A 12633-nucleotide genomic window follows, 5' to 3' on the forward strand; every position below is an offset into this window, starting at 1 on the left:
GGAGGCGAAACGGATGGTGGTAAATGGCAAAAAGGCAGAACCCTTGCATGTAATCCTTTTGGTGCTTTTCGTCATAGCGTACATCTTTTCGGCCTTCCGCCCACTTGAGCGACTGGCTTGGGCAGGGCAGATGACGCCTGCGCTCCTGCTTGTTTTCTTGCTAGTTGTGACTTACCGGAAATTCCGTTTCAGCAATTTCGTCTACGTGATGGCTTTTCTGCATGCGCTATTGTTGGTTTACGGCGCACACTACACCTACTCCCAGAATCCCCTGTTCAATCAATGGAAAGAACAGTTCGATTGGGAGCGCAACTACTTCGATCGGGTGGGGCATTTCGCACAAGGATTCGTACCGGCTTTTATGGCCAAGGAATTCCTGCTGCGGGGCGGCTATGTCAAGAAAGGCAAAGTGCTGACACTAATCGTCATCCTATCCTGTCTCGGGTTCAGTTCAGCTTATGAACTGAGCGAATTTGCGATCGTCAAAATTATGGATGTACCAGCCGATAATGTGATGGGAACGCAGGGTGACGCCTTCGACAGCCTATGGGATATGATTTGGGCATTGATCGGCGCGAGCCTAGCCGTATTTGGGTTTGGGCCTTTTCATGATAATCAAATGGAAAAGATGGGAGATGGTAAAAGGCATTCTGATTGATGAATCGTTGGATACAGTGAATGGAATGGTTAATTGTCATTATTTTACACTCATTACAGAAAGAAGGAACATCATCATGAAAGAGATAACCACAGAAAAATTACGGCGCTTCAATCTAATCATGGGTGGTCTCCACCTGGTCCAAGGCATTGCAATGCTCTTTTTGGCAACGAACGTCATCCAGAAAATTGGTGAGTTCAGTCCAGAAATCAGCCAGTTCTACCTAGCCTTCAATCCTGAAACGCGCTCATTGGAGACTGCTTCGCGTGTCCTTTTTGAATTACCATTCGGAGTCCTGGTCGCTTCGTTCTTATTCATTTCCGCCATCGCGCATGCCTTGATTTCCATTCCAAAAAATTTGAATGCGATCTACAATGCCGATTTGGCCAAGGGCATCAATAAATTTCGTTGGTTCGAATATGCGCTCAGTTCATCGATCATGATTGTCCTGATCGCTACGCTGTTCGGCATTTACGATATCGCTTCACTTATTCTGATATTCATTGTCAACGCCACTATGAATCTCTTCGGTCTCGTGATGGAACAGCTGAATGTTGGACATTCAAAAGATAACATCCAATGGGGCCCGTTCATTTGGGGTTCGATTGCCGGTATTGCACCATGGATCGCCATCTTGCTCTACATGTTCGGGACCGGGAATTTTAGTGAAGTGCCTTGGTTTGTCTGGGCAATCGTCGGCACTTATTTCGTTGCCTTCAACACTTTCCCGATCAATATGATTTTGCAGTACAAGAAAGTCGGTAAATGGGCGGACTACCTCTACGGAGAACGGGTCTACATCGTGCTCAGTCTGGTTGCGAAATCAATCCTTGCTTGGCTTGTGCTTTTCGGTGCGATGCAGCCATGATGAAGCATGCCTTTAATGGCCTTCCTTTACAAAAACAATACAGTTTTTTTCAATACAGTTTACAAAAGAAGTGTATATTGAATGTGTAGAGGAAAGGTGACTATTTTCTGTGTTGCTTGCACTCGAATGTTCATGCTACAGCCGGACAGGTTGGGCGTCCACCAGAAAGCTTCTGATGGATGCCCAACCTGTCCGGTTTTTTGCGTTTTTCAGCCAGAATGCCATTATTGGCAATCACGAGAAACAAGGACTACAATGGTTTTGAGGAAAAAAGAATCAAAGTGAGGTGGAACATAAGATGAAAGAGCTGCAGCAAATTCCCGGCATCGGGCCGAAGATGGCGGCAACCCTTGTTTCATTGGGGATAAATACAATCGCCGATCTGCGCGACAAAGATCCGCAGGAACTCTATGAGCGTTTGAACAAGATAACAGGTCAGCGGCAAGATCCCTGCGTACTGTACACTTTCCGCTGCGCCGTCTATTACGCGACCGAACCGCATCCGCATCCCGAAAAATTGAAATGGTGGAATTGGAAAGACAAATAGCGCAGCTAAACACTCATCTTTACTATTTATACCTATAGGGGTATAATAGTTATTAACAAATCTGGCGAGGCCCTACAGAGTGAAGGAGACAACAATGGCGCAGGAATTCTACAAGAAAATATACTCGGTGCGGGAATTTTATTCAATTTTGTATGACGGAGTCCGCACGATGAAGTACATGATCAAGGCAAAAAAGAAAAAAGAATTGAGTCCGGAATTCATCGAGCGGATCATGTTGGGCGTTACTGAAGTCAACGGCTGTGAAGTATGCTCCTATGCCCACACGAAAATGGCTCTAGAGCAAGGGATGGCTGCGGAAGAAATCCAGAAGTTGTTGGCGGGATCCACTAACGAAATCCCTGTGGACGAAATGCCGGCCTACCTTTTTGCCCAGCATTATGCCGACAGGAGAGGGTATCCGACCGAAGAGTCCTGGGATCGGATTGTTTCGCTTTATGGGGAGGACAAGGCCAAAGGCATTTTGGGCGCTGTTCGAGCCATCATGGTCGGCAATGCGCATGGAATCGCGTTCAGTGCTTTCGCTAGCCGTTTAAGAGGCAAAGTAGTTAAAAAGAGCAGCTTGTTGTATGAAATCACAATGATGTTGAGCATCATCGTCTATTTGCCGCTGACTTTGCTACATGCTATGATCGATGGGCTGTTCAAGAAATCAATCATCAGTTTCTGAGGATGGACTTGAACTGAAATCATTCTGTTTGTGGATAACGCAAAAAAAAGCTGTGGAAAACCATTCTTTATGGCTTTTCCACAGCTTATCTGCGTTTTGATGGGTATAACTTTCCGTCAGACCCGTTCCAGGTTCTTCAGCGACAGATCGAGAATCGCCGAAGAGTGGGTCAAGGCGCCTGAAGAAAGGTAATCCACGCCGGTTTCGCGCAAGGCGGAGATGTTTTCAGCGGTGAGGTTACCGGAGCACTCCACCAATGCGCGCCCGTCAATTAAATGGACGGCTTCCTTCATCTCCGCCGGGGTCATATTGTCCAGCATGATGATGTCGGCCTTCGCCTCGATAGCTTCGTTCACCATATCCAAGTTTTCCACTTCGACTTCGATCTTATGCACAAAAGAAGCATATCCCCGCGCCGCAGCGACAGCCTGCTTGATACCGCCCACTGCTGCTATGTGGTTATCCTTCAGCATAATGCCGTCGGACAGGCTGAAGCGGTGGTTGTGACCGCCGCCGACTTTCACGGCATACTTCTCGAAAATCCGGTTGTTCGGTGTAGTCTTGCGGGTGTCGAGCAGCGTGATGCCGCTGCCTTCAAGCAAAGCGACGATTTTGTGCGTATGGGTGGCGATGCCGCTCATTCGCTGGAGATAGTTCAGGGCGGTGCGTTCACCGGATAAGATTACGCGGATATCGCCGATTACTTCAGCCAACAAATCTCCTGATTTGACAGCATCTCCGTCATGGAAATGGAAAAGCACTTCGGTCGTATCGTCAAGGAGTGCGAAGGTCCTAGCAAAAACTGACAGTCCTGCGATGATACCGTCCTGTTTGCACAATAGCTCGGCCTTGCCTTTTGTATAGCCTGAGATGATGGCATTGGTCGAGAGATCCTCGGTTGGGATGTCTTCCTCCAGTGCCGCCAAAATTAGGCGATTCATATTACTTTGCATGGGATTCCTCCTCGATTCCGATTAATTCTAATAAATTCTTTGTAGCTTCCTTCAAGCCATCCGCGATGGCTTGGGCATCCGGTTCGGGAAACAGATAAGGAAGCGCGCGCTGGAATTTCGCGTTGATGGCTTGGGCGGCGCGCTTGCTGAACACTAAGCTTTCCAATAGCGAGTTGCTCGCCAAGCGGTTCTGTCCGTGCACACCGTTGCAACTCGTTTCCCCGGCCGCGTATAGGTTAGCTAGCGAAGTTTTGCTCTGCAGATCGACTTCGATGCCGCCCATGAAGTAATGCTGGGCGGGCACGACCGGGATATGATCCTCGGTCAAATCATAGCCTTCCCGAAGGCATTGGCCGTGGATGCCCGGAAACCTTTCGGCAATCGATCCCTCCACATGGCCTTTCAAAAGCATCCGGACATAGGGCAAACGGTCTTTCTCCATCTGGGCATAGATTTCTTTCGTAAGCAGGTCCCGTGGCAAGAGTTCATCGGCGAAACGGTTGCCGTCCTTGCCGACAAGGATGGCGCCTTCCCCACGCAGCGATTCCGACATCAGGAAAGCTCTTCCCGGCAGACCGGTATAGAGCGAAGTCGGATGGATTTGGACATAGTTCATGTCTTTGACGCGGATGCCGTGCTTCAGCGCAACGGCGATGGCGTCGCCTGTCAAATGCGCGAAGTTGGTCGATTTGCTGAACAGGCCGCCGATTCCGCCGGTGGCAAGCAAGGTGTTTTGTGCATAAACGTTGGATAACGCTCCGGACTGGTCGCGGAGCACTGCGCCGTGGCAACGATCGTCTGCCACTAGAAGATCGACCAGCGTGCTGTTTTCTAGGATGGTGATATTTTTCCGTTCTTTGATACGGGCGATCAGTTTGCTGTTGATTTCCTTGCCGGTCATGTCTTTGCAATGCAGAATCCTGGCTCTGGAGTGGGCGCCTTCTTTGGTGTAGGAGAAACCGTCTCCTTTTTTGTCGAAGGCGACACCCCAACCGATCAGATCTGCGATGATTTCCTGCGAGGAGCCGATCATTGCTGAGACGGCTGCCTCGTTGTTTTCGTAGTGACCGGCACGCAAAGTGTCTTCCATAAAAGGCTCGAAATCCGTTTCGTCGCGCTGAACGCAGATGCCGCCCTGGGCAAGGAAGGAATCGTTATCCTCCAAAGTCCCCTTGGTGACGACCAGAATCTGTTTGGCGCTGTTGAGATTGAGGGCCGCAAAAAGTCCGGCTACACCCGTTCCGATGATAAGGACATCATAGTTTTGCATGGGTCTTCACCTCGGCCAATGCCAGCATCCGTTCCAGCGGCTGCAGTCCTTTTATGCGCAACGATTCATCCATTTTCACAGCAGATTCGAAGGTTTCCAGAGCATAGATGATTTTCTCCACAGTGTTCAGTTTCATGTCGGGACAGACCTGCCCGACGGAAGGGGCGTGGAACCTTTTGCTAGGCGAACGTTTTTTCATTTCATGGATGACACCGATTTCCGTGCAGATGATGAAATCCTGGGATGGGCTCTTTTCGGTGTAGGCGACGAGGTCCGACGTGCTGCCGACAAAGTCCGCTAAATCAAGGATCTCTTCCTTGCATTCCGGATGGGCCAGAATTTCGGCTTGCGGAAGGTCACGCTTCATCTTCAGGACATCGACAACGCGGATGCTAGTATGGATCGGGCAGTAGCCATCATTGAAAAGGAACGTTTTCTCGGGCAGCTGATGGGAAATGTATCTGCCCAAGTGCTCATCGGGAATGAAATAGATATGGCTGTTGGGAAGGGCGGCGATGACGTTTTTTGCATTGGATGACGTGACGCAGACATCGGCGTGGGCCTTTATTTCGGCGGTGGAATTGATGTAGCAGACCACAGCAACGTCTTCATAAGTTTCACGGATTTTCTGGATGTCGCGTATCTTGACCATGTGGGCCATCGGGCAATCAGCCTTCAGGTCGGGCATCAGGACGATTTTATCCGGATTCAGCATCTTCGCGCTTTCGCCCATGAAGGCGACGCCGCAGAAAACGATCACTTTTTCCGTGACCTGTGCTGCAATTTTGCTCAAATAGTACGAATCCCCGATAAAATCTGCGATATCTTGAACGGCTCCAGGAACGTAGTAGTGTGCGAGAATGACGGCATCTTTTTCTGCTTTCAGCTGCAATATTCTTTCCGTAAGTTCATCCATTATTGCTACCCCTTTTTAGTGATATTTTAATGAAAATGACTATATCACGTAACTTTACAGGTGTCAAGACACCTTTGCGAAGAAAAGAACTTTTGCTGCACAACAACAGCAAACGATGCAAAAAAGCCTTTTCCCAAAATAAGGGAAAGGCTTTTGTCGGTATTGGAGCTATCAATATTTTTCGAGGTTTTTATTGAACGCATCCAGATGTCCTTCCGAAGCATTGCGCAAAGCCGTAAAGGTTGCGCGTACGTCATCCGGAATGTCCTGTTCGAGGAACTTATTGTACATCGCGATGTTGTCCACTTCCCCTGAGGCGCAGTTCTCCAACGCTTCCTGGATATCTGCAGCCATTTGGATGTGATCGGCTGATGCGTCTGCCGGAACCGCCAAGTCGTATTTTTCGAACAGAACGGTCATTTCGGCGACGTGTTGGGCTTCAGCTGTTACGATGTTGTTGAACGGGGCTTGGTCGCCTAAATTTTCCAGTACGTAGGTATATTCTCCATGGGCCAATTGTTCATCCTGAATGGCATAGGTGAACATCTCTTCCATCGTCAGATCGTCGTCCCCCAAGGCACCGACTGCACCGTAGATGTATGGCGCGTCATTCGATTCTTCTGTGTCGCTGTCTTCCATGATGGATTCATCTTGTTCGGAACTGCTGGCTGCTTCTGAACTACTTTCGACCACTTCCGATGAGCCGGCTGCTGAAGAATCATTTGTCGCGGTATCATCGGCCGCGGTACAACCGACCAACAGCAATAGACTCAAAAATGTGGCCGAGCCGTAAAGTTTCTGCTTCCTGTTCATTTTTTTGTCCTTTCATTTCAAAGTGATAGGAGCGATTGGGATGGGGGCGGGGCTCAACATTTTCAGATGATGAAGGGTAAGGCCGAACGAAGAATTTGTCACCCTAAAAGTACGTCTAAATTGGGGAAATGTCAAAAAATTGGGGTATGTGGAAGAAAAAAATTCGGCTTCCGAGCTGTCTCAATATTTGCATAGGCATGCTGTTTTGAGTACTATTGACTTAGGGAATACTTTATTTATTCCTCAAAATGCTGTGCTTCAGACTATCCATAGGCAATTATTTTTCTTATCTGGGACATCGAAAAAGGAGGAAATAAATATGGAAACGAAACAACTGGAAACGCCCATCAAAATCACAGTGGTCGTGACGTATCTGATCATGATTGTCGTCAATGCCATGGCGAACATCCTGCCGATCAACGGCATCGACACCGGAGCGGTATCGGATTCCTATCCGAACCTGTTTGCGCCCGCCGGATTGACGTTTTCGATTTGGGGCGTCATCTATTTGTTATTGGTGGGTTATACGCTGTACCAATTCGGTTTTTTCCAAGGGGATAAAAGTAAGGTGAAGACTGACCTATTGAGAAAAATCGGTATCGTCTTTTCAATCAGTTCACTAGTAAACGCCGCATGGATCTTCAGTTGGCATTACGGTATGATTGGTTTGTCAGTGTTACTGATGTTGGTCATTCTGCTTAGCCTGATCTACATCAACCAGTTGATCCTGAAGGAGAAACTTGATCAGAGGGAAAAACTGTTCATCCGTCTGCCGTTCAGCGTCTATTTCGGTTGGATCACGGTGGCGACCATCGCGAACATCACGACGCTTCTGGTCGACATCGGCTGGAAGGGCTTCGGGATCTCCGAGTCAGTCTGGACAATCCTGATCCTCATTATCGGACTGGCGATCGGAGCGGTCACAATGATCCGCAATCACGATATCGCCTACGGGCTCGTGATCATTTGGGCTTATGCGGGCATCCTGATCAAACACATGTCCCAAGACGGATTTGCCGGGCAATATTCGGGCATCATCATGACCGTCATCGCCTCCATTGTGCTGATGGGCGTTGCAATAGGCTACGTGCTCTTCGCGAAGAAACAAGCTCCACCCATCCTGAAATGAAGTCTCCAGAAAGGATGATGAAAACTGCGTACGATCGAAAGTGAAATTCGTGATTATCTGCTGGATAAAATCATCCACCATGGTTTTCCGGAAAATAAAAAATTGCCGAGCGAAAATGAACTGGCGAACTTTTTCGGGACGACCCGCAATAGTGTCCGAAAAGTCTATGAGACGCTGGAAGCGATGGGCTACATCAGCTCCAAACAAGGGCTGGGGCATTTTCCTCGCGAAAAACGTCCGGTTATCGAACTGGCGCTGCGCGGAGATGTCAGTTTTTCCGAAAAGATGAACCGGCAAAATATTCCTTACCGCTCGCTCAACGTTCACTGCAAATTGATGGACGAGGGGAGCAGGGATGAACGTTTGTGGCAACTGCGCGGCGAAGGCGAACTCTATGAAATCTGCCGCTTGCGTATCGTCCATGATGTGCCTGCTGCCTTGCATTATTCCTACGTTTCAACAGCGATGTTCCCGGACATCAAGGCTGAGGGTGGAGACATCGGATCGATGTTCAGCTATTACCTTTCGAAAGGTTACTGCACATTCACAAGCAGCGGTTCGGAGTTGAGCGTCTCCTTCCCGCATTCGGAGGAACAGGAATTGCTGGAGTGCGGTGAACTGGTGCCGCTGCTGATCCTGGAAAGCGACTGCCGTGACCAAGCGAGCGGGAAGCAGCTTGAGCTGACCAAAATCGTCTACCGCTCCGACCGATTCAGCTACAAAATAAATGTTTAAGAGAAACACCGCCGTGCCGGCGCAGAAAAACCGGCACGGCGGTGTTTTTGTGCTGCCGTTTGGGGCGGGGATTTGAGCACGAAGAATACGGCGGATGTACTGCATTGCGGATGTTCCTATCCACAAATACACTCTTTCGCGTTTACAAAATGCTTACAGTGTTTACACAAGCTTAACCGGAAATTCATGGTTTCGAACTTGGCGACAAGTTACACTGATTTTCGAAAGGGGTGTTCCAGTTGAACAAAAGAAGCAGAACACGGATTTTGATCGATTACGGAAGGGCCGCTGCACTGCGGATGGCCGAGACTATCGAAGGCAGCTATCCTATAGAAATGATTTCCGGACCGAACGAAGCGTTGACGATGATCAAAGTGAGGGAGTCGGCTCAGAATTCACTCTTCTACCTGGGTGAGCTACTTGTCACGGAAACGAAAGTGCGCGTCGCTGGGAAACTTGGCATCGGCCTCGTTAAAGGCAATGAAACAGACATTTCGCGCGCGTTGGCCGTCATCGATGCGGCCTACAGTGCCGAACTGCCGGAAACGCACGAATGGCAGGCGATTCTTGACGAGCTGGAGCTTGCAGGGGAAGAAGCGATCGCCCGCAGACAAAGAGAGCTTGCCCGGACCAAAGTGAATTTTGAGACGATGAACCAATAGGAGGATAACATGCACAACAAAGTGATAGATTCGCAACGGGTTTTCCGGAAAATTTTGGACAGTCTGTCCCGCCCGGGGAAAATCGTGGCGCTGGATACGACATTCGCATACAGAACGACGTTATTGGATGAAACGATGGATATCCTGATGACCCTGTTGGATAGGGAAGTGACGTTCCACCTGCTTGGCGAGGATGCGGCGACCACCGAAGAAATAGAAATACGCACCTTGGCCCGGTCTGCCCGTTTGGAGGACGCGGATTACATCGTTATCCCGAAGGCAACCGAACAAACCGGTTTAGCCGTCGCTTTCCGCCAAGCCAAAAGAGGCACACTGTTGGACCCGAACCACAACGCGACCGTGATTTTGGAGACGGAAGCCATCTCTGCAGATGCAGCCTATGTCTTGAGCGGTCCGGGAGTAAGGGAGTGCCAATGGGTGGAAATCGCAGCAGCTGAAAGCTGGATAGCGGCACGCAATGAAGCGGTCGCTGAATTTCCCCTCGGAATTGATTGTTTCATCATCGATCAAGGTGGTTTCTGCATCGGTTTGCCGCGGACGACGGTTCTGGAAGGGGTGAGCTAGATGGGCTATGTAGCTGTAAAAGGTGGACAGGAAGCCATTGCGCAATCGAATCTGGGTTTGGCCTATGCGCGCGTCAGAAGCGGTAGGATTTTGGCTGTGGAAGATATCCTGGCGGGGATGCGTCCGCTGGTCGATCAGGTGATGTCGGAGAGCAGTCTCTACGATGAAGAGTTGGCTGCTCTGGCTATCAAGCAGGCGGGCGGAAGCATGGAGGAGGCGGTCTTTCTCATGCGGGCACATCGTTCGACGCTGTCCCGCTTGTATTACACGACGGCGACAAGCACGAAGGACATGTTCGTGGAGCGGCGGATTTCGGCGTCCTTCAAGGACATCCCGGGAGGCCAACTGCTCGGCATCGCCAATGACTTTACGCAGCGCTTCCTCGATTTCGATCTCCTGATTGAAACGGAAGCGGAGGCAATCCAAAAAGCCGCAGACTACGAAGAACAATCAGCAAATGATGATGTGCCGCTGATGGATCTGCGCCGGTTGCCGAAAGTCGTCGATTACCTGGAGGAGCAGGGCCTGTTCGAAACAGCCCTGTTTGACGACAGCGAACCGGACGACATCACCAAGCACAGCATCCAATTCCCGACTTCCCGGAGTCAGCGTCTGCAATCCTTGACGCGCGGCCAGACGGGGGCGGTCACGTCCTTAGGCTATGCGGAGATCCGCGGCTACGGTGTCGCGAACCACCCGAACATCGGCGAACTTCGGGTCGGCCAACTGCCGCTCCATGTCGCCGATCCGCGCCGCGCGGAGGATGAGGAGGATGCCTATTACATCGGATCGATTACGGTGACCGAAGTCGAGTCCTTTATCCCGATCGATGTGGCGGACGAATCCGGGAAAACGAAGATGAGTTTTTCGATCGGCTACGGGCTGACGTTCGGTCAGAATGAAACGAAGGCCATCGCCATGAGCATACTGGATTATTCATTGGAGCATCCCGCTGAAAACCATCCGACTTCCGATGAGGAGTTTGTCCTATTGCATGTGGATTCCGTCGAATCGACCGGGTTCATTTCACATCTGAAATTGCCGCATTACGTGACCTTCCAGTCGTTGTTGGACGGCATCCGCAAGATCAAAGGAGGAACAGAATGAATTACCAAGGAAATTACGCTTTCCTCGACGAAAATTCCAAAATGGAAATCCGCCGCACAATCTTGAAGGCGGTGGCCATCCCCGGCTATCAAGTGCCTTTTGCATCCCGCGAAATGCCGATCGCCCGCGGTTGGGGGACGGGCGGACTGCAGCTCAGCCTGTCGCTGATAGGCGAGGAAGATGTGCTGAAAGTCATCGACCAAGGATCCGATGAGAGCGTCAATGCTGTCAACATCAAAAAAATGATTGCTGATACGACCGGTGTGGCGACGACGATCCATACCGGAGAAGCGACGCTGATCCAATCGCGCCATAGGATTCCGGAAGTTCCTCTGACCGAGGACCAGATCCTCGTGCTGCAGGTTCCGTTGCCGGAACCGCTGCGGGCGGTCGAGCCTTCGGAACGCAAGACCAAGGCGATGCATGCCTACGGGGAATACAGCGTCTCTTGGCTGCACCTCTTCGAGCAGATCGTCCGCTACGGCAAGACGGCGATGCATTCGGATTATCCCGTCATCGTAAACAAGCGCTACCTGATGGCACCGAGCCCTATTCCGCGTTTCGACAACCCAAAGCTAAACCATAACGAGGGGCTTGTATTGTTCGGGGCGGGGCGCGAAAAGAAAATTTACGCTGTTCCACCTTATACCGATGTCGTATCGATCGATTTCGAGGACCATCCTTTCGAAGTGGAAAGCTTCGCTGGAGCAGCCTGCCGATTGACTGGGCAGACGGATGTCTTCCTTGATGAATTAGTTGATGAAGCGACCGGGGAAACCTATTATCTGACGAATGATCAATCATATCTGTTGGAAACGTTGAATGCAAAACAAGAAACGGCAGCAGGAGGGATCAGACATGACTAAGGAATCACCTGTATTATCTCTGCGCGGCATGAACAAGCAATTCGGTGAAGGCTGTTCCCGTTGCATAGAACAACCGGAAAACCTGGAGATGAATTATTGCCCTAATTGCGGAACTGTCTATGCCTGCCGCGACATTTCCTTCGACCTCTACAAAGGCGAAATCATTGGCATCGTCGGCGAGAGCGGCTCCGGGAAATCGACCTTGATGCGGTCGCTCTATTTCGACAGCGAAGTGAGGGACGGCGAATACCTGCTGGCGGACTACAAAGACGGCCAGGAGAATGTCTTCGGCTCGTCCCTGCAGCAACAGAAATGGATCCGCAATATGCTGCTGGGGATGGTCTATCAGAACCCGCTGTTGGGATTACGGATGGAATTTTCGTCGATCGCCAACATAGCCGAGAAGATGATCGCCGCGAACCACCGCAATGTCGAAGAGATGTTCAGCAGAGGCCATGAACTGTTGGACAAAGTGAACATCCCGACGTTCCGTTCGAGCGAAGCGCCGAAAAATTTCTCCGGCGGGATGCAGCAGCGGGTGCAGATCGCCAAGGCTTTATCGAACAATCCGCCGGTGCTGCTGCTGGACGAAGTGACGACCGGGCTTGATCTCAGCGTGCAGGCGGACGTATTGGATCTCATCAAGACGATCCAACGGGAACTGCAGATCAGCATGATCGTCGTTTCCCACGACCTTGCCGTCATCCGCATGCTCTCCGATCGGACCATCGTGATGTACAACGGCGAAATCATCGAAGAAGGCCTGACCGATCAGGTTCTTGAAGACCCGCAGCACGCCTACACGCAACAGTTAGTCTATTCATTATTATAGGAGG

The 12633-nt window shown here is 50.5% G+C and carries 15 protein-coding genes; 11 read left to right on the top strand and 4 right to left on the bottom strand.

Annotated features, from left to right (window positions below; translation table 11 throughout):
• The first annotated feature begins 13 nt into the window (after positions 1 to 13).
• The 4 genes from C7R56_RS05535 (at position 14) to C7R56_RS05550 (ending at position 2761) form a co-directional block, all read left to right on the top strand.
• The gene (locus C7R56_RS05535; protein WP_107995580.1) at positions 14 to 658 is read left to right on the top strand and encodes a DUF2238 domain-containing protein; all 645 of its coding nucleotides are present in this window, start codon (positions 14 to 16) and stop codon (positions 656 to 658) included.
• A complete protein-coding gene (gene heR, locus C7R56_RS05540) occupies positions 636 to 1526 on the top strand; it encodes a heliorhodopsin HeR (RefSeq protein ID WP_234402588.1) in 891 nt (296 codons plus the stop codon). Before C7R56_RS05535 ends, heR begins: the two co-directional genes overlap by 23 nt.
• Before the next feature lie 286 nt (positions 1527 to 1812).
• On the top strand, positions 1813 to 2073 hold the full coding sequence (locus C7R56_RS05545; protein ID WP_268811288.1) for a helix-hairpin-helix domain-containing protein: 261 nt from the start codon (positions 1813 to 1815) through the stop codon (positions 2071 to 2073).
• 79 nt (positions 2074 to 2152) lie between these two features.
• Entirely contained in the window at positions 2153 to 2761 is a 609-nt protein-coding gene (locus tag C7R56_RS05550; RefSeq protein ID WP_199902989.1) for a carboxymuconolactone decarboxylase family protein, read from the top strand.
• A 116-nt stretch (positions 2762 to 2877) separates the two neighbouring features.
• On the opposite strand, the gene nadC is transcribed toward C7R56_RS05550, so the two are convergent.
• From nadC to C7R56_RS05570, 4 genes are all read right to left on the bottom strand, one after another.
• Positions 2878 to 3714 (bottom strand): carboxylating nicotinate-nucleotide diphosphorylase, encoded by an 837-nt coding sequence (nadC, locus tag C7R56_RS05555; RefSeq protein WP_107995583.1) that lies wholly within the window; start codon positions 3712 to 3714, stop codon positions 2878 to 2880.
• Positions 3704 to 4984, bottom strand: coding sequence for an L-aspartate oxidase (locus tag C7R56_RS05560; protein WP_107995584.1), 1281 nt, complete (start codon positions 4982 to 4984; stop codon positions 3704 to 3706). Before C7R56_RS05560 ends, nadC begins: the two co-directional genes overlap by 11 nt.
• Positions 4971 to 5900, bottom strand: a complete 930-nt coding sequence (gene nadA, locus C7R56_RS05565) for a quinolinate synthase NadA (protein ID WP_107995585.1) — start codon at positions 5898 to 5900, stop codon at positions 4971 to 4973. Before nadA ends, C7R56_RS05560 begins: the two co-directional genes overlap by 14 nt.
• 171 nt (positions 5901 to 6071) lie before the next feature.
• A complete protein-coding gene (locus tag C7R56_RS05570; RefSeq protein WP_107995586.1) occupies positions 6072 to 6713 on the bottom strand; it encodes a ferritin-like domain-containing protein in 642 nt (213 codons plus the stop codon).
• Positions 6714 to 7032: 319 nt separating this feature from the next.
• On the opposite strand from C7R56_RS05570, the gene C7R56_RS05575 reads away from it, so the two are divergent.
• The 7 genes from C7R56_RS05575 (at position 7033) to C7R56_RS05605 (ending at position 12629) form a co-directional block, all read left to right on the top strand.
• Positions 7033 to 7842, top strand: coding sequence for a lantibiotic ABC transporter permease (locus C7R56_RS05575; protein WP_107995587.1), 810 nt, complete (start codon positions 7033 to 7035; stop codon positions 7840 to 7842).
• Between the two features lie 45 nt (positions 7843 to 7887).
• A complete protein-coding gene (locus C7R56_RS05580; RefSeq protein ID WP_268811289.1) occupies positions 7888 to 8577 on the top strand; it encodes a GntR family transcriptional regulator in 690 nt (229 codons plus the stop codon).
• Positions 8578 to 8816: 239 nt separating this feature from the next.
• Positions 8817 to 9239, top strand: a complete 423-nt coding sequence (phnG, locus tag C7R56_RS05585) for a phosphonate C-P lyase system protein PhnG (protein WP_107995589.1) — start codon at positions 8817 to 8819, stop codon at positions 9237 to 9239.
• A gap of 9 nt (positions 9240 to 9248) precedes the next feature.
• Positions 9249 to 9824, top strand: a complete 576-nt coding sequence (gene phnH / locus C7R56_RS05590) for a phosphonate C-P lyase system protein PhnH (RefSeq protein WP_107995590.1) — start codon at positions 9249 to 9251, stop codon at positions 9822 to 9824.
• The gene (locus tag C7R56_RS05595) at positions 9825 to 10931 is read left to right on the top strand and encodes a carbon-phosphorus lyase complex subunit PhnI (RefSeq protein WP_107995591.1); all 1107 of its coding nucleotides are present in this window, start codon (positions 9825 to 9827) and stop codon (positions 10929 to 10931) included.
• Complete coding sequence (locus C7R56_RS05600; protein WP_107995592.1) at positions 10928 to 11797, top strand: alpha-D-ribose 1-methylphosphonate 5-phosphate C-P-lyase PhnJ; 870 nt, start codon at positions 10928 to 10930, stop codon at positions 11795 to 11797. Before C7R56_RS05595 ends, C7R56_RS05600 begins: the two co-directional genes overlap by 4 nt.
• Positions 11790 to 12629, top strand: a complete 840-nt coding sequence (locus C7R56_RS05605; RefSeq protein WP_107995593.1) for an ATP-binding cassette domain-containing protein — start codon at positions 11790 to 11792, stop codon at positions 12627 to 12629. The genes C7R56_RS05600 and C7R56_RS05605 overlap by 8 nt, the downstream gene beginning before the upstream one ends.
• The last annotated feature ends 4 nt before the right edge of the window (positions 12630 to 12633 follow it).

This window comes from Trichococcus paludicola, assembly GCF_003052295.1.
GTDB classification, from domain to species: domain Bacteria; phylum Bacillota; class Bacilli; order Lactobacillales; family Aerococcaceae; genus Trichococcus; species Trichococcus paludicola.

Coding starts and splice junctions, on each gene's coding strand:
- C7R56_RS05600 (WP_107995592.1), top strand. CDS start 10,928: ATGAATTACCAAGGAAATTACGCTTTCCTCGACGAAAATTCCAAAATG.
- C7R56_RS05535 (WP_107995580.1), top strand. CDS start 14: ATGGTGGTAAATGGCAAAAAGGCAGAACCCTTGCATGTAATCCTTTTG.
- nadA (WP_107995585.1), bottom strand. CDS start 5,900: ATGGATGAACTTACGGAAAGAATATTGCAGCTGAAAGCAGAAAAAGAT.
- C7R56_RS05575 (WP_107995587.1), top strand. CDS start 7,033: ATGGAAACGAAACAACTGGAAACGCCCATCAAAATCACAGTGGTCGTG.
- C7R56_RS05560 (WP_107995584.1), bottom strand. CDS start 4,984: ATGCAAAACTATGATGTCCTTATCATCGGAACGGGTGTAGCCGGACTT.
- phnH (WP_107995590.1), top strand. CDS start 9,249: ATGCACAACAAAGTGATAGATTCGCAACGGGTTTTCCGGAAAATTTTG.
- C7R56_RS05595 (WP_107995591.1), top strand. CDS start 9,825: ATGGGCTATGTAGCTGTAAAAGGTGGACAGGAAGCCATTGCGCAATCG.
- C7R56_RS05570 (WP_107995586.1), bottom strand. CDS start 6,713: ATGAACAGGAAGCAGAAACTTTACGGCTCGGCCACATTTTTGAGTCTA.
- C7R56_RS05605 (WP_107995593.1), top strand. CDS start 11,790: ATGACTAAGGAATCACCTGTATTATCTCTGCGCGGCATGAACAAGCAA.
- nadC (WP_107995583.1), bottom strand. CDS start 3,714: ATGCAAAGTAATATGAATCGCCTAATTTTGGCGGCACTGGAGGAAGAC.
- heR (WP_234402588.1), top strand. CDS start 636: ATGGTAAAAGGCATTCTGATTGATGAATCGTTGGATACAGTGAATGGA.